At 46.5% G+C, this 17148-nt stretch carries 16 protein-coding genes, 3 tRNA genes and 1 pseudogene; all 20 read right to left on the reverse strand.

The genetic code is table 11. From position 1 onward, the window contains the following. Positions 1-15: 15 nt before the first annotated feature. Positions 16-1278: pseudogene (locus RFN81_RS12270) on the reverse strand (3-isopropylmalate dehydratase large subunit). Positions 1279-1280: 2 nt separating this feature from the next. Beyond that, entirely contained in the window at positions 1281-1793 is a 513-nt protein-coding gene (locus tag RFN81_RS12275; protein ID WP_264496114.1) for a 3-isopropylmalate dehydratase, read from the reverse strand. A 20-nt stretch (positions 1794-1813) separates the two neighbouring features. After that, entirely contained in the window at positions 1814-2962 is a 1149-nt protein-coding gene (locus tag RFN81_RS12280) for an aconitase family protein (protein WP_264496115.1), read from the reverse strand. Positions 2963-2997: 35 nt separating this feature from the next. Beyond that, on the reverse strand, positions 2998-4074 hold the full coding sequence (gene leuB / locus RFN81_RS12285; protein WP_264496116.1) for a 3-isopropylmalate dehydrogenase: 1077 nt from the start codon (positions 4072-4074) through the stop codon (positions 2998-3000). 840 nt (positions 4075-4914) lie between these two features. Beyond that, positions 4915-4990, reverse strand: a tRNA-Lys gene (locus RFN81_RS12290). 51 nt (positions 4991-5041) lie between these two features. Beyond that, a tRNA-Lys gene (locus RFN81_RS12295) sits at positions 5042-5117 on the reverse strand. Between the two features lie 51 nt (positions 5118-5168). Then, positions 5169-5244: transfer RNA gene (locus tag RFN81_RS12300), tRNA-Lys, on the reverse strand. Positions 5245-5419: 175 nt separating this feature from the next. Beyond that, positions 5420-6187: a cell division protein CpoB gene (cpoB, locus tag RFN81_RS12305; protein ID WP_264496117.1), complete on the reverse strand. Its 768-nt coding sequence runs from the start codon at positions 6185-6187 to the stop codon at positions 5420-5422. A gap of 9 nt (positions 6188-6196) precedes the next feature. Then, positions 6197-6706 (reverse strand): peptidoglycan-associated lipoprotein Pal, encoded by a 510-nt coding sequence (gene pal, locus RFN81_RS12310; RefSeq protein ID WP_264496118.1) that lies wholly within the window; start codon positions 6704-6706, stop codon positions 6197-6199. Between the two features lie 40 nt (positions 6707-6746). Next, positions 6747-8039, reverse strand: coding sequence for a Tol-Pal system beta propeller repeat protein TolB (gene tolB, locus RFN81_RS12315; protein ID WP_264496119.1), 1293 nt, complete (start codon positions 8037-8039; stop codon positions 6747-6749). Positions 8040-8177: 138 nt separating this feature from the next. After that, a complete protein-coding gene (gene tolA / locus RFN81_RS12320; RefSeq protein WP_264496120.1) occupies positions 8178-9350 on the reverse strand; it encodes a cell envelope integrity protein TolA in 1173 nt (390 codons plus the stop codon). A 64-nt stretch (positions 9351-9414) separates the two neighbouring features. Beyond that, a complete protein-coding gene (gene tolR / locus RFN81_RS12325; protein ID WP_264496121.1) occupies positions 9415-9840 on the reverse strand; it encodes a colicin uptake protein TolR in 426 nt (141 codons plus the stop codon). 12 nt (positions 9841-9852) lie between these two features. Beyond that, positions 9853-10539, reverse strand: coding sequence for a Tol-Pal system protein TolQ (gene tolQ, locus RFN81_RS12330; protein WP_264496122.1), 687 nt, complete (start codon positions 10537-10539; stop codon positions 9853-9855). After that, a complete protein-coding gene (gene ybgC / locus RFN81_RS12335; protein WP_264496123.1) occupies positions 10536-10940 on the reverse strand; it encodes a tol-pal system-associated acyl-CoA thioesterase in 405 nt (134 codons plus the stop codon). Before ybgC ends, tolQ begins: the two co-directional genes overlap by 4 nt. Positions 10941-11078: 138 nt before the next feature. After that, the gene (ybgE, locus tag RFN81_RS12340; RefSeq protein ID WP_264496124.1) at positions 11079-11372 is read right to left on the reverse strand and encodes a cyd operon protein YbgE; all 294 of its coding nucleotides are present in this window, start codon (positions 11370-11372) and stop codon (positions 11079-11081) included. Further along, entirely contained in the window at positions 11369-11485 is a 117-nt protein-coding gene (gene cydX / locus RFN81_RS12345; protein ID WP_015839522.1) for a cytochrome bd-I oxidase subunit CydX, read from the reverse strand. Before cydX ends, ybgE begins: the two co-directional genes overlap by 4 nt. 16 nt (positions 11486-11501) lie before the next feature. After that, positions 11502-12641 (reverse strand): cytochrome d ubiquinol oxidase subunit II, encoded by a 1140-nt coding sequence (gene cydB / locus RFN81_RS12350; protein ID WP_264496125.1) that lies wholly within the window; start codon positions 12639-12641, stop codon positions 11502-11504. 13 nt (positions 12642-12654) lie between these two features. Beyond that, on the reverse strand, positions 12655-14223 hold the full coding sequence (gene cydA, locus RFN81_RS12355) for a cytochrome ubiquinol oxidase subunit I (protein ID WP_264496126.1): 1569 nt from the start codon (positions 14221-14223) through the stop codon (positions 12655-12657). 711 nt (positions 14224-14934) lie between these two features. After that, positions 14935-15807 (reverse strand): succinate--CoA ligase subunit alpha, encoded by an 873-nt coding sequence (sucD, locus tag RFN81_RS12360; RefSeq protein ID WP_264496127.1) that lies wholly within the window; start codon positions 15805-15807, stop codon positions 14935-14937. Continuing rightward, complete coding sequence (sucC, locus tag RFN81_RS12365) at positions 15807-16973, reverse strand: ADP-forming succinate--CoA ligase subunit beta (RefSeq protein WP_264496128.1); 1167 nt, start codon at positions 16971-16973, stop codon at positions 15807-15809. The genes sucD and sucC overlap by 1 nt, the downstream gene beginning before the upstream one ends. Between the last annotated feature and the right edge of the window lie 175 nt (positions 16974-17148).

The following is a 17148-nucleotide window of genomic DNA, read 5'->3' on the forward strand; positions in this document are numbered from 1 at the left end:
TTAACGGCTGCTATTTTAATATTCAGGTAACTCACGGGGATCCGAGATTACCCCAGTTAATGCCGATGCAGCAGCAACAGCCGGTGAACCAAGATAAATCAAAGATTTTTTTGTACCCATTCGACCAATAAAGTTACGGTTTGCGGTACTTAAAATAATCTCATCGTCAGCCAATAATCCATAGGGCATACCGCAACAAAGAGCACACGCAGGATGAGATACGACACCCCCGGCTTCAATAAATGTCCTGATATAGCCTTTTTTAATCGCATCCTTGAATACCTGGTTACTGGCTGGCACGACAATGAATTTCAAATACGGTGCGACTTTCTTTCCTTTTAATATACTCGCTGCTACAGCTAAATCTTCCAAGCTACCATTCGTGCATGATCCAAGGTAGACTTCATCAATTTTTTTACCAAGTATGTTTTTAATCGCATGCACATTATCTACGCCTTGAGGGCATGAAAGTGATGGCTCAATTTCATCCAAATAATATTCTAACGTTTTTTCATACTCAGCATCATCATCAGGTTTAATCCATTTAATATCTTCATAGTCGATATTATAGTAATCAGCAGTTTGTTCATCTGCGATAAATAATGCACATTTGGCACCGGCTTCTAATCCCATATTAGCAACGGTGAATCTTGCTGACATGCTTAAGTCTTGAACACCTGATCCAACAAATTCAAGTGACTTATATTAAGCGCCATCAGCCTTGATATCACCGATAATTTTTTCAATTAAATCTTTTGCATATACGCCTTTTTTGAATCGCCCATGCAATATAACTTTAATTGCAGCCGGTACTTTAAACCATAATTCACCCGTTGTCAGTGCAGCAGCCATTTCGGCGGTACCAATACCGGTGCAAAAACAGCCAGCCCCACCATATGTTGTGGTATGACTATCAGTTGCGGTAACAACACAACCAGGCCTAGCATAACGATATTCATGCATCAATGTATGACATATCCCCTCTCCGATATGTAATTTTGATATACCGTATTTTTTACTCAGTTCAATACCCGCTCTATAGTGATGTGTATCGTTACCGGGTACTGCGGTAGGTAAGCAGTGATCGAACATAATAGTTACTTTCTCAGGATCATCTAGTTCCTCAGTTTCCATCTCTTCTAATGCTTCATATAGATACGGAGTGTAAATATCATGTACCATAAACATATCTGGTTTACTAATTACAATGTCACCAACGTTCACTTTTTCTAATCCCGCGTTTTTCATCAGGATCTTTTCTACGATTGTGTGTCCCATGATTATTTAACCTCTCTATTTTTAAGCATTAAATTTCTCTTTTTGGTGCTTTCAATTAATCCACCATCCTCAACAATTTTAAATAAATTATCCGGGATTGTTTTAATTGGAAATTCTTTCCCATTCACCCGTACACATTTATTTATTTCCACTTCACAAACATCACCATCACCACAATAATCCTGAACATCATCGCATTCTATTAATAATAACCCCTTGTTAAATCCATTTCTGAAAAAAATCCTTGCAAAACTTTTGGCAATAATTATCTTTACACCGTTCGCAGCAATAACTGCTGGGGCTTGTTCTCGTGAAGATCCGCAACCAAAATTTTTCCCAGCTATAATAATGTCACCGTCTTTTGAATTTTTGGAAAATTCTGGTCTCAATAATTCAAATGCATATTTACTCATTTCTTCTAATGTGGGGATTGTTCCCCTTCTTCCTGGAATGATAGTATCAGTATCAATATCGTCACCCATCTTCCATATCCTACCTTTAAACTGCTTATCCATTGTCATACCCTCTAGATGTTTTAAATGTGTTTTGTCAATGCAGCGTTAACTACTGATCTAACGGAGGCTATATATACAGAAGCGTCATCCGAACCCAGACATCCTGAAAAATTATAGCTACCTGTCGTAATTACTTTTTCCTTTGGACCGACAACCCCGGCTCCATACAGGGTAATATTGCGGTCGCTAGGAGCAAGAATTTGCGCACCAAAATTAATGAAGATATCCAGCAATCCTTCATCCATAGCCTGCAAATAGATTTGACTTGATGCTGGACATATGTTCAATCGGAATCCTAATGCTATTTTTTTATTTTTCATTAATTCAGCGGCTAGACGCAAATCCTCAATATAACCACCTGTATATCCGCCTATAAAACCCACATCAAATTCTAAAGAGTTTAGTGCAGTTATTTTTTCGTATTTAAAGGTAGTGACTTTTTGATCTTCAACAGGTAAAGCAACCACTGGTTCTACTTTATTCAGATCAAAAATAATTTCATCATAGTACTTACCCTCTGGGATTTCATTTTCAAGAGAAGTCAATGCGCCCGTTCTTGTTGCCATGCTAAATAATACTTTTTTATCATGTTGAGTAAGTTTTAAAAATGACTCTCCTGTAAATTCTAGTGATTTCCCGTCAACTAATTTACTATCAATTTTACCTAACAGATTAATAAAAACATCTATTGCAGATATCCCAACTGGCAACTCTCCCTGAAATTTAACTAATACTGTTTCAGGAATCTTTAGTTCATACTCTCCTGTTTCAAGTATCTTTAGAAGAGTCTCTGAATTTACCTTAAGACCCAACGCTCCGGATGAACCATAAATAGAGTTATGATTCCCGCATGATACAATAATATTGTTTTTCTCAACATAGGATTCCAGCATTACCACATATGTAATGCCTTTTGCCTGAATGAATTCGACACCATGTTTTTTGGAAAAAGCAACCAGTTTCTGAAAAATAATTGAACTGTCAGAGTTACCTGCTGGGACGTCATGATCTATTACAATGATAGTTTTTTTATTATTAAAGACATGATCTATGTTGTTAATAACATCAATTGCTTCATGACTGATTCCATCGTTGATTACGGTCCAATCAGGTTTTATTTTTACAGACTGTCCGGATTGCCCGTGCAATATTTTTTCTATCTTTGACATTATATATTCTCTTCCAGTTAGTTTATTAGAATAATCTAAATATAGTCAGCAATTATGTTACCCATTTCTTTTGTTCCAACTAATTGCTTTCCTTGTGTATAAATATCCTGAGTGGCATATCCCTCCTTTAGTGCTCTTTCGACTGCATTTTCAATTTTAGAGGCTTCAGACTCTAAATTAAATGAATAACGCAACATCAGGGCCGTGGATAAAATCAATCCTATTGGGTTTGCTATGTTTTTCCCTATTATGCTGTAATTTGTATTATGTAACTGATTAGGTTCAAACATTCCCTTCTTATTTTTCCCTAGCGTCGCAGCAGGCAAAATACCCAGCGTACCAACCAGGCCTGTTAGTTCATCCGAAATTATGTCGCCAAAAATATTTGGAGCAACAATGACATCATATTCATGTGCGTTTTTTGTCAGATCCATTGCTCCATTATCGACGAACATATGATTCAATGTGACATTGGGGAATTGTTTGGATTTTTCACTGGTAACTGTTCGCCATAGAAATGAGCTAATTAAGCCATTCGCTTTATCAAAACTGGTAACCTTTTTATTTCTTTTTTGTGCTATTTCAAATGCCCACGATGCTGTTTCAGAAATTATGCTTTCATTATAATATTCTTTATCAAATGCTTCTCGACCATATTTTCCGGTTCCGCTGTATTTCTCTGATGGTAAGCTTCCCCCGGTTACATCTCTCACGACGACGATGTTTATTTTTTTTTCTATTATTTCTTTCTTTAGAGGAGATAAATAACTTAGTTCATCATTCGTGAATATGGGTCTGATATTTACGCTCATCCCAAGTTCACCTCTTAGCCTAAAAAGGACTCTTTCTGGCCTTTTTTCAATGGGCTGATCTTGCCATTTACTACCACCAATATTTCCTAATAATATAGCGTCACTTTTTTGGCATATTTTAAAATTCTCATCAGTTAATGGCTCACCATATTTTTCAATAGAAACACCTCCGGCACAGCAATCAGTAAAAACAAACTGGTGATTGCATTTCTTTCCGGTTTTGTCAAGAATTTTTATTGCTTCCTGCATGATTTCAGGACCTATGCCATCACCAGATATTGTCGCTATATTAAACTTCATTAGGAATCACCCCTTTTTTTGAACAGCGAAGGTAAAGAACTCAATTTGATCGCTATCTAATACGTCAGATGTAGTACAACGTTGTACTATGGCGGCATTCTATGTTTCTACCGTTTAATTATTTGAGACATCTATCACACTTTAAGGATCTTTCTTTCGCGATGGCGCCAGATTATTACACTCATGCGCGAGTAACATCATTCAGCATGGTATCGCCCAGAGTCTATACGATACCAATTTGTTGCCCTTCTCAGCGCCAGTGACGACGATGCTCGCGGTTCGTCTGAATACGCCCTGACGGGAAAATTCACGATCATTCGTCCGTTATATGGCGTCGGTGGCCTCTGCTTGGCGTACAAAGGTCAAATGCTGCCATTGCGGCAACAGGCGTCCCCATTGAGGAGATACGTGTATAAACTCGCGATACCACTACTGGTAGCCGTTCTGACCGGATAATCGTCGTATATCGGCAACCATTCCCGCTCTACCTCTTCCTGCTCTTGCTTTTTTGGACCAAGCCCCTACCAACAAGACAGGTGTTCAGTCTGAACTTCTGAGACGGATTCGGGACGGGGAAGAACAGGCATAAGGTTACGCCTTAGGTATCAGCATAAAAGGACAACCATGAAGTGGCGCACTATTCTTTTTCTGGAGTGTGTTTCAGCCCTAAGCTCAAAAATGGGCCTCAACATTTTTCGCCATCAGTAGCGTAGGCCCATCAGCTCCGGCTTCCCCGGTATGAGATAGCGCGCATTTAGACGAAAAAAAACCGTATCCTGTTGACAGTGATACGGTTTTCTTCCTTCCCCGGACTCAATAAGACGCCATAGGAAGATAAATTGGTGGGTCGTGCAGGATTCGAACCTGCGACCAATTGATTAAAAGTCAACTGCTCTACCAACTGAGCTAACGACCCGCAATGCGGAATTGCGTAGATATTGATGAGTACGACGGCGGCATTTAGAATTGGTGGGTCGTGCAGGATTCGAACCTGCGACCAATTGATTAAAAGTCAACTGCTCTACCAACTGAGCTAACGACCCGCAATGCGGAATTACGTAGATATTGATGAGGATGACGGCGGCATTTAGAATTGGTGGGTCGTGCAGGATTCGAACCTGCGACCAATTGATTAAAAGTCAACTGCTCTACCAACTGAGCTAACGACCCAATCTCATGCTGCAACTATGTCTTACTATTTGCCCCGGCAACGGCGGCACATATTACTGATTTTAATTTTCGGCGCAACCTATTTTCTAAAAAAACCGTTTAGTTGCTTACTCTTAAGACATTCAAGCATAAGAATTACACACAATGCACAATTCTTATGCCAGTTCAAAGGGAATCACGAGGCCGATAAACGTTTTTGTGCTTGCTTGGCACTTTCCGTATTGGGGTACATTTTTACCACCTGTTGATAAACGGCCTTAGCCTTATCTACCTGGCCTTTCTCCTGCATGATTACCCCAACCTTCAACAATGCCTCAGCGCTTTTTGGCGATTTAGGGTAGTTTTTGACAACATTGGCGAAATAGTATGCTGCATCATCCTTTTTCCCCTTGTTGTAATTCAACTGACCAAGCCAATAGTTGGCATTGGGTTGATAAGTAGAATCCGGGTACTTCTTGACGAAAGCCTGAAACGCGGTAATTGCCTGATCGTATTGTTTTTTTTCCAATACTAACGCGACAGCGGCATTATAATCAGCATTTACATCTCCGGTACTCGGGGTCACTGCGTTGGCGGCACCTGCATTACCAGTAGCAGGCGAACTTCCGTCTGCCGCCGGTGCCGCAGAGGACGGTAAACTTAATCCATCGATTTGCTGATAGATCTGCTTCTGTCGTTCAACGATCTGGTTCAGTTGATACTGATTTTCCTGAATCTGCCCACGGAGGTTATCAATATCACGCTGATTATCAGAAATCTGCTGCTGAAGTTGCGTTAAAAGCTGGCTGTGAGCGTTAGAGATACGCTCTAATTGAGTGACACGGTTTTCGACCGAACCTGATCCGACACTGCTGATTGGCGCTTGGGCAGTAGCGGCCCAGGGGGCCGCTACGCCAATCAGCAACGACAGACCCAACAGATGATGTCTGAAGTTACTGCTCATGCGATTCTCTTAATATACCAAGACGGCACGACGGTTTTTGGCATAAGCCGCTTCGTCATGGCCGAGAACGGCGGGTTTCTCTTTACCGTAAGAAACGATAGAGATCTGATCGGAAGACACGCCTTTGCCCTGCAGATACATCTGTACCGCATTCGCGCGACGTTCACCCAAGGCAATGTTGTACTCCGGCGTACCGCGTTCATCCGCATGACCTTCAATGGTCACTTTGTAAGACGGGTTGCTACGCAGGAATGCAGCGTGCGCATCCAGCATCTGAGCGAACTCAGAGCTAACATCGTACTTATCGAGGCCGAAGTAAACGATATTGTTGCGCTGTAGTTCTTGCACCTGCAAACGTGCCTGCTCAGAAGATGACGCATTGCCACCGTCCATCATGCCATTGCTGCCAGCCCCCATGGAAGATTGATCATTGTCCGCATTCTTGTTAGAGCTACAAGCGGCCACTGCCAGTACCGGCAGAGCCAACATCAGGCCTTTCAGCACTTTATTGAATTGCATTTCTTATGTCCTTTGACGAGTTTATTGTACATATCTGTACTTATAGATACGGCGACCAGGCAGGGAATTTAACCTGTCCATCAGTTGCCGGAAGACGCGCTTTGAAACGCCCATCGGTCGAAACCAGCTGTAGCACAGATCCCAGCCCTTGTTTAGAGCTATAGATTACCATCGTGCCATTCGGTGCGATACTTGGCGTTTCGTCCAGGAACGTGCCCGTCAATACTTGTACGGCCCCCGTTACCAGATCCAATTTGGCAATATGCTGAGCACCACCATTAGAGCTCACCATGACCAAAAACTTCCCGTCAGCACTCACTTCAGCATCCTGATTCTGGGAGCCTTCCCAGGTCAAGCGCTGTGGAGCGCCGCCATTAACATTGATTTTATAAACCTGAGGACGCCCCGCCTGGTCTGAGGTGTAGGACAGCGTCTGGCTATCGGGGAACCAACTCGGTTCAGTGTTGTTGCTACGACCATCGGTTACCTGACGAATCTGACCAGAAGCAATATCCATAACGTACAAATTTAGGCTGCCGGTTTTAGACAGCGCAAACGCGAGTTTGCTGCCATCAGGAGAAAACGCAGGCGCGCCATTGTGCCGTGGGAAGGAGGCAACCTGACGAATCGCGCCATTTGCCAGCGTCTGAATAACCAGCGCCGAACGACCGCTTTCGAAGGTAACATAGGCGAGTTTACTACCGTCAGGAGACCAGGCCGGAGACATTAGCGGCTGTGGTGAACGATGCACCACAAATTGGTTAAAACCGTCATAGTCTGCTACACGTAATTCATAAGGGAATTGGCCACCGTTAGTCTGGACAACGTAAGCGATTCGAGTACGGAAGGCCCCCTTAATGCCTGTTAGCTTTTCAAATACCTCATCACTGGCCGTATGCGCGGCATAGCGCAACCATTGCTTAGTGACTTTAAACTGGTTCTGAGACAGAACGCTTCCTGGGCTACCCGATGTATCAACGAGTTGGTAAGAAACCAAGTAGCTACCATCGGCGCTGGGTTGAACCTGACCAACCACCACCGCATCAATCCCCAGCGCCGTCCATGCAGCAGGCGTCACTTCAGATGCTGTAGCGGGTTGCTGTGGCATGCGACTGGCATCAATGGGATTGAACTTACCGCTATTACGCAAATCAGCACCGACGATACCGCCGATGTCTTCAGGCGCTGCACCCGCTCCCGCCCATTTAAAAGGAACCACTCCGATGGGGCGTGCAGAGTCTACCCCCTGGGTAATCTCTATACGGACTTCCGCGTGCAGCGCCGCTGCCCAAAGCATCAAAAAGCTTAATGCAACTTTTAGTACTTGCTTCATCTCATCTCCCATATCCAGACGCGCCGTCTACGATAAATCAGCAGACATTTAACAAGAACAAACCAACGTCAACGAAACAACATAACCTGGCTCGTTTACCATCGTAATAATCTTAAAGCCATTGGGTAAACAGCTCGGTTACTGTGGTTTAAAATCTATCGGCGCATTTTTGAAAGCCTCGTAAACCTCAGCACTCGGTGGCTTCGGTATCCTGGCCTGTTTAGCGGCCGCAATGGCCGCCTGACATAACGCCGGATCGCCGCCTTCAGCCGTGACGTCAATCAACAACCCGTCTGATGCTAGCTTAATCCGTAATGTGCAGGTACGCCCTTTGTAAAGCTGCCAATCATAAAACTTGCTCTGAATAGCAGATCGGATCTGACTGCCATAGCTATCCAGCGCCGCCCCTGATGCGCCACTCTTTTTATTACTCCCTGCACCTGCTGGCGCACCGCCGCCAGACTTCGGCGCATTTTTCGATGATGCCAACCCGCCCAACAAATCATCCACCGTACTCGCCTGATCGGCGGCATCAGCGGCTTTCCTTTTCTCTTCAGCCGCTTTTTTAGCCGCCGCTGCGGCTTGTGCTTTCTTCGCGGCTTCTGCTTCAGCCTTTTGCTTAGCTGCTTCAGCAGCCGCTTTTTGTTTAGCTTGTTCAGCCTCTTTTGCCGCTTTTGCCGCCTCCGCTTTCGCGGCTTCTGCTGCCTTTTTCGCCGCATCAGCCTCGGCTTTTTGCTTAGCAATCTCTTCCGCCTGCTTCTTGGCAGCCGCGGCCGCAGCAGCTTGCTTCTTCACTTCCTCTTCTGCTTTCTTTTTGGCTTCTGCCGCGGCCTTCGCCTGCTGTTCTGCTTCAGCCTTCGCTTTAGCCGCCGCCGCTTCGGCCTGTTTCTGTTGCTCCTTTGCCTGCTGAGCCGCCGCTTCAGCTTGCTTACGCTGCTCTGCTTGTTCCTGAGCTTGCTTTTTCGCTTCTTCCTGCGCTTGCAGACGCTCCTTTTCCAACGCCTTCAGGCGTTGTTGCTCAGCGGCTTGTTTTTGCTGAAGTTCTTCCGCCTGACGTTCCGCTTGTTTTTGACGCAATTGTTCAGCTCGTTTTGCAGCGGTTTGCTGCTGCTGTTGACGATTATATTGCTCGACCACCGCGCTAGGATCGACCATGACAGCATCAATCGACGACCCTCCGCCGCCCCCGCTGGCATCCATCGTTTGCGTCGATGAACTCCAAAGCAGTAAAGCAATCAGTAGGACGTGCAAAACCACCGAGATAATAACGGCGCGTTTCAGCTTATCGTTTTGTTCGTTTGCCTTTAGCACAAGCGATTCCCAAAAACAGTGTTGCCAGAAATAGGCTCAACGATCATGACCGAGACGTATTCATTTAAATAGGCTGTGTCATCAAACCAACCGATTTTACACCAGCCTGGTGCAATAGATTCAACGCCTTAATGATCTCATCATAAGGAACATCTTTTGCTCCACCAATCAAAAAGACCGTTTTGGGATTGGCTGACAATCGTGATTGCGCCTCAGCAATTACCTGCTCTGCAGGGAGTTGCTCCATACGGTTTTGTTCAACAACCAGGCTATATTGGCCTATACCTGAAACCTCGACAATTACGGGCGGATTATCATTGCTCGAAACTGTTTTTGAGTCGGTCGCATCCGGCAGATCCACCTCGACACTCTGCGTAATAATGGGAGCGGTTGCCATAAAAATCAGCAACAAGACTAACAGCACGTCCAAGAGCGGAACGATATTGATCTCAGATTTCAGCTCGCGACGGCCTCTACGTACTCGTGCCATGATCTCCCCCGCTTACTTGCTATTGTCACTGGAGAACGCCTGACGATGCAGGATAGCGATGAATTCTTCCATAAAATTGTCGTAATGCTGCTCCAGTTTATTCACTCGCAGATTCAGTCGGTTATACGCCATAACCGCTGGAATAGCGGCAAACAAACCAATCGCCGTCGCAATCAACGCCTCGGCAATCCCCGGTGCGACCATTTGCAACGTGGCCTGCTTTACCGCGCCTAGCGCAATGAAGGCGTGCATGATCCCCCACACTGTCCCAAATAACCCGATATAAGGGCTAATAGAGCCGACTGTGCCTAAAAACGGGATATGGGTCTCAAGCATTTCCAATTCACGATTCATAGAAATACGCATAGCACGCGAAGCGCCTTCCACCACAGCTTCCGGCGCATGGCTATTGGCACGATGCAAACGGGCAAACTCTTTGAAGCCAGAATAGAAGATTTGTTCCGATCCAGCCAAAGAATCACGACGCGTTTGACTTTCCTGATACAAGCGTGAAAGTTCTATGCCTGACCAGAATTTATCTTCAAATGCATCCGCCTCACGCGTGGCTGAATTTAGAATTCGGGTTCGTTGAATGATGATCGCCCAGGATGCAATTGAAAAACAGATTAAAATCAGCATGATTAGTTTTACCAGAAGGCTTGCCTTCAGAAACAAATCAAAAATGTTCATGTCAGTCACTGCTTAAACTCCGCGACAATAGACTTAGGAAGCGCGATAGGCTTCATATGGTGTGGATCGACACAAGCGATCAATACGTCGGCCTGGCTTAACAGATCGCCATGGGAATTAAGAATACGCTGAGAAAACGTAAGTGAAGCGCCGCGTACCACTGTGATTTCACTCTCTACGTTGAGTAAATCGTCCAGGCGTGCCGGAGAAAAATAATCAACTGCCATATGGCGTACAACGAATGCCATATGTTGTTCCAACAGGGCGCTTTGATCAAAGCCACGCTGGCGTAACATCTCTGTCCGCGCTCGCTCATAGAAGGCGATATAGCGGGCGTGATAGACCACGCCACCAGCGTCAGTGTCCTCATAATAGACACGCACAGGCCAACAAAACAAAGAATTGTTCACTCTATCTACATTCCACAAATACAACGAAACACCGCTACTATACGCAAGAGAAATGAGGTTTGGAATGGATTGTGTCAGTAGAAAGAAAATAATTATGGGTTGTAAACAACCCATAACCAGATGGAATAGAAGGCCATTTTAACCGAAGAAATAATACAATCCTGCGCACAGCATCACAAAGGCGGGAAACGGTGCGAAAACAGAGCGCCATAGCAGACGTTGGGGCCGAAAACCCACGCCATGAACCACACCCGCGCAGACGGCCCAAATCAGCAAAAGGCTCTGCCAAACCGCGAGTTCACTGGTCCGTGCAGCAAAACGAGACGGATCCCAAAAGACACAGCCGGCCAGCAGTAGCGCTAGAATAAGGGAAAGAGCCCTCAACGGGCTCTTGTCCATCAGGCGATAAAGCTTATCAGCCAGATCGCTCATTGCTTATCTTCTTCAGCCGCTTTGCTTGCTTCACTCTGCTCAAGCGCCAGGGCCGTGATAATCCCCAGGGAGCAAGCAAGAAGCGTTCCGAGTATCCAGGCAAAATACCACATAAATTAAGCTCCTTACTTAGTACATAGAGTGAGAGTTTTGCTCAATCTGCGCTTTGGTGATGCGACCAAACATCTTGTAGTAACACCATGCCGTGTAAGAAAGCACGATGGGCACAAATATAATCGCCACCACGGTCATGACTTTCAACGTCAACAGGCTCGATGTCGCATCCCATATCGTCAAACTAACATTCGGCACGGTGATCGATGGCATGATGAACGGAAACATGGCGATGCCGGCTGTTAGAATCACACAGGCGATAGTCAGAGAAGAGAAGAGAAATGCCCATGCCCCTTTCTCTGCCCGCGCCATCAGGATAGTCAGCACAGGCAATATGACGCCAAGCGCAGGAATAGCCCACAATACCGGATGATTATTAAAGTTGATCAGCCAGGCACCTGCCTGGTGAGCGACTTCTTTATGCAATGGGTTAGATTCAGCCGCGGTATTGATCGCGGACGTCACAACGTAACCATCGATACCATAAACTACCCACACGCCAGCCAGAAGAAATGCCACCATCATCACTAACGCGGACAGTTGCGCGGCTGATTTTGCACGCACATGCAGATCGCCAGTGGTTCTCATCATCAGGTAGGTTGCGCCCTGTGTAAGAATCATCGTTAAACTCACCACTCCAGCCAACAGGCCGAACGGGTTCAGCAGTTGGAAGAAGTTTCCGGTGTAGTATAAGCGTAGATATTCATCGACATGGAACGGCACTCCCTGCAACAGGTTGCCAAACGCTACGCCAATAACCACTGGAGGGACAAAGCTACCAATGAAGATGCCCCAGTCCCACATGCCACGCCAGCGCGGATCTTCAATTTTTGAACGATAGTCGAAGCCGACAGGACGGAAGAACAGCGAAGCCAGCACCAGGATCATGGCGATATAGAAACCGGAAAAAGCCGCGGCGTAAACCATTGGCCAGGCAGCAAATAATGCGCCACCTGCTGTAATCAACCAGACCTGGTTCCCGTCCCAATGAGGCGCAATGCTGTTAATCATAACACGACGCTCGGTATCACCACGTCCAATTAGACGCACCAGAATGCCCACGCCCATATCAAAACCATCAGTGATGGCGAAGCCAATCAGCAGAATGCCGATCAACAGCCACCAGATAAACCGTAATACTTCATATTCAAACATAGTGGACTCCTGTTTACCGTGCTTCCTGCGCAACCGCGATAGGTTGTTCAAAATGGTAGCGGCCAGTTTTTAGACTACTTGGCCCCAAACGCGCATATTTGAACATCAGATACGTTTCTGCCACCAGGAAGAGCGTATACAGACCACAGATCAGCGCCATTGAGAACAGAATATCCCCTGCTGTCAGGGATGAAGTTGCAACCGCCGTTGGCAGAATTTCGCCGATGGCCCACGGTTGACGGCCGTACTCCGCCACAAACCAACCCGCTTCAATGGCAATCCACGGTAGCGGAATACCGTATAGGGCGACGCGGTGTAACCAGCGTTTTTGGCCAATTTTTCCACGCAAGACAGTCCAGAAAGACAGCCCGATGATCAGCAGCATCAGCATGCCGCAACCTACCATGATACGGAACGAGAAATAGAGCGGCGCAACGCGGGGGATAGAATCTTTAACCGCTTGTTTGATCTGAGTTTCTGAGGCATCAGACACCGTCTGCGTATAACGTTTCAGTAGTAACCCATACCCAAGATCCTGCTTAGACTGTTCGAATGCCGCTTTCACTGCCGGGTCAGTATTGCCTGAACGTAATTCTTCCAACAGTTGGTAGGCTTTCATCCCATTGCGAATGCGGACTTCATGCATCGCCATGAGTTCTTTGAGGCCCGTGACTTCTTTATCGGTAGAACGCGTCGCAATCAGTCCCAAGGCATACGGGATCTTAATAGCGTAGTTATTCTCCATCGTGTCTTGATTCGGGATACCAAATAGAGTGAACGATGCCGGCGCGGGCTGCGTTTCCCATTCGGCTTCAATTGCCGCGAGTTTGGTCTTCTGTACGTCACCCATTTCATATCCGGATTCATCACCCAGTACGATAACGGACAGAACCGCTGCCATGCCGAAGCTTGCCGCAATAGCAAATGAGCGCTTGGCAAAGGCAATATCGCGACCTTTCAGCAGATAGTATGAACTAATGCCCAGAATAAACATTGCACCAGTACAGTAACCCGCCGCCACCGTGTGAACAAATTTCACCTGCGCTACCGGGTTAAGCACCAAATCGGCAAAGCTCACCATTTCCATACGCATAGTTTCAAAATTGAAATCCGATGCGATAGGGTTTTGCATCCAACCATTGGCAACCAAAATCCACAACGCCGAGAAATTGGAGCCCAGCGCAACCAGCCAGGTGACGGCCATGTGCTGCACTTTTCCTAAACGGTCCCAACCGAAGAAGAATAAGCCAACAAAGGTCGATTCCAGGAAGAACGCCATCAGGCCTTCAATCGCCAACGGCGCCCCGAAAATATCCCCGACGTAGTGAGAGAAATACGACCAGTTGGTCCCGAATTGAAACTCCATGGTCAACCCGGTAGCCACACCCAGAGCAAAGTTAATCGCAAATAACTTACCCCAGAATTTGGTCATATCTTTATAGATTTGTTTGCCGGACAGCACATATACCGTTTCCATAATCGCCAGCAGAAACGCCATCCCCAGCGTTAATGGCACGAATAGAAAATGGTACATTGCGGTTAAGGCAAACTGTAAACGAGACAGTTCGACTACATCAAACATTTTGACTCCTTGCTCCTCGCAGGAAGGGATTAGCTTGCAAACGCTGACAAGCTGCCAAACATCCGGCCATTACACCCAAAAGAACACAACAGAAATTGCTTTAACATCGGCTGTAACAAACATTACAAATACTGCGGATCAGGGCTATGACATTGCTGCACCCTGATAGCAAGCTCAAGATAAATCACAAGTATTACAACTCACGTACCTCATTAGAGGGTAGCCACATATTACGCCTGCAATCCCCCACAATAAATAGGTTTTTACGTGACCTGGACTAGGTTTTTGGCTTCATATCAACTTTCGCGCCAGAGGACATGGAAGCCGATAATTGACCTCGCGCAATTTAAGCCTATTTCGAAAATTATATCCAGAGGCGTTTTTTGATCTAAAACAATTTAATGTTTCCTTCGTGATAGAAGCGTTACATTAATATTTTTATTGCACCCATTGTTAATATAGTGTGATTTTTGCGTTTAATTAAAATTAATTCGGTAATATATTTTTTACTTTGAAATTTCATTGTTTACACACGATCGCCAACCAGTTGATTATTGTTTTTTCTGTTTAGTTTATCGTATTTTACGACTTTATCAGGCTTGGTCATGCCCACACCATTGCACTTCGCTCAGTCATCGCACTCACATCATGACTGACAGACTATAAAAAAAGCCACCCAAGGGTGGCTAATGTGCGTACGGCAATAGTCGATTATTTCGCCAAGGCTGCTTTTACCGCATCGCCGATATCCGCTAGGCTACGCACGGTTTTAACGCCTGCCGCTTCTAATGCCGCAAATTTATCGTCAGCAGTCCCTTTGCCTCCAGCGATAATTGCGCCAGCGTGCCCCATACGTTTACCTTTAGGCGCAGTCACTCCTGCAATGTAGCCAACAACGGGCTTCGTCACGTGATCTTTTATGTACGCAGCCGCTTCTTCTTCCGCCGTGCCACCAATTTCGCCGATCATAACGATGGCTTCCGTCTGTGGATCGTCTTCAAACAATCTAAGGATATCGATGAAATTAGCCCCAGGAATCGGGTCTCCGCCGATACCAACGCAACTGGATTGCCCTAGCCCGGCATCAGTGGTTTGCTTTACGGCTTCGTAAGTTAGCGTACCTGAACGAGAAACAATTCCCACATTACCTGGCAGGTGAATATGGCCAGGCATAATCCCGATCTTACATTCGCCCGGCGTGATTACGCCTGGGCAATTCGGGCCGATCATCCGCACGCCACTTTGTTCAAGTTTTACCTTCACCGTCAACATATCCAACGTCGGGATGCCCTCGGTAATACAGATGATCAATTCAATGCCGGCGTCTATGGCCTCCAAAATGGAGTCTTTACAGAACGGTGCCGGCACGTAGATAACGGATGCCGTCGCGCCCGTTACTTCTACTGCCTCGCGCACCGTATTAAATACCGGTAACCCCAGATGTTGCGTACCACCTTTTCCCGGCGTTACGCCCCCCACAAGTTGCGTACCATACGCCAGCGCTTGCTCTGAGTGAAATGTCCCCTGACTACCGGTAAACCCCTGACAGATAACTTTGGTATTTTTATTGATCAGAATGGACATTATTTTCCCTCCACTGCGGCAACCACTCGCTGAGCGGCATCGGTCAGGCTGGTAGCAGCAATAATATTCAGGCCACTATCCGCCAATTTCTTGGCGCCCAGTTCTGCATTATTTCCTTCCAGGCGGACTACCACAGGTACATTGACGCCGACTTCGGCCACCGCTCCGATGATACCGTCGGCGATCAGATCACAACGCACGATACCGCCAAAAATGTTAACGAAAACAGCTTTTACTTTGTCATCAGACAGAATGATTTTGAAGGCTTCCGTCACGCGTTCTTTCGTCGCGCCACCGCCCACATCAAGAAAGTTGGCTGGAGAGCCGCCGTACAACTTCACGATGTCCATCGTGCCCATTGCCAGACCCGCGCCATTCACCATACAGCCGATATTGCCGTCCAATGCGACATAATTTAGTTCCCATTGGGCCGCATGCGCTTCTCGGGGATCTTCCTGCGTTGGGTCGCACATCTCACGCAATTCAGGTTGGCGGAACAGCGCATTGCCATCCGCGCTCAGCTTACCGTCCAGACACACCAGGTCGCCCTGCGTTGTGATAACCAGTGGGTTAATTTCTACCAGCGCCAGATCGCGCTCAAGGAACAATGTCGCCAGTCCCATGAAAATTTTACTGAACTGGGCGACCTGTTTCCCGCTCAAGCCCAGTTTGAAGGCTAGCTCCCGGCCTTGGTAAGGCTGCGGGCCGACCAGGGGATCAATCGCCGCTTTGTGGATCAACTCTGGCGTCTCTGCCGCGACTTTTTCAATTTCCACGCCACCTTCGGTAGAGGCCATGAACACGACTCGGCGCGTACTGCGATCAACCACCGCGCCCAGATAAAGTTCTTTGTCAATATCCGTAGCGGCTTCAACCAGGATCTGATGAACCGGTTGCCCCTGGGCGTCCGTTTGATAAGTAACGAGATTTTTACCCAACCAGTTTTCAGCAAAGGCACGAATGTCTTCTTTGTTGCTGACCACTTTTACGCCACCCGCTTTACCGCGACCACCGGCGTGAACCTGACATTTTACGACCCACGGGCCTGCGCCAATTTTGGACGCCGCCTCTTCCGCTTCTCGCGGCGTGCTACAGGCATAACCGATCGGTGCCGGTAACCCATATCGAGCAAAGAGCTGTTTTGCCTGATATTCATGTAAATTCATGATGTTTATCCATTTAGGTGTAAAGATTAGCCAACGGCCGGTTTGCCTTTCCCCCAATCTTCTGGTGGAAAAAACCATTAACCATCTGATATATGGCAAATGCCGCCGAGACAGCGCGGCCTGCATAGCATACGTTTGGAGGATTAATTGAGCGGAAAACCATTAGGATGCCCGC

It is taken from the genome of Pectobacterium cacticida, assembly GCF_036885195.1.
In the GTDB taxonomy this organism is placed as follows: Bacteria; Pseudomonadota; Gammaproteobacteria; order Enterobacterales; family Enterobacteriaceae; genus Pectobacterium; species Pectobacterium cacticida.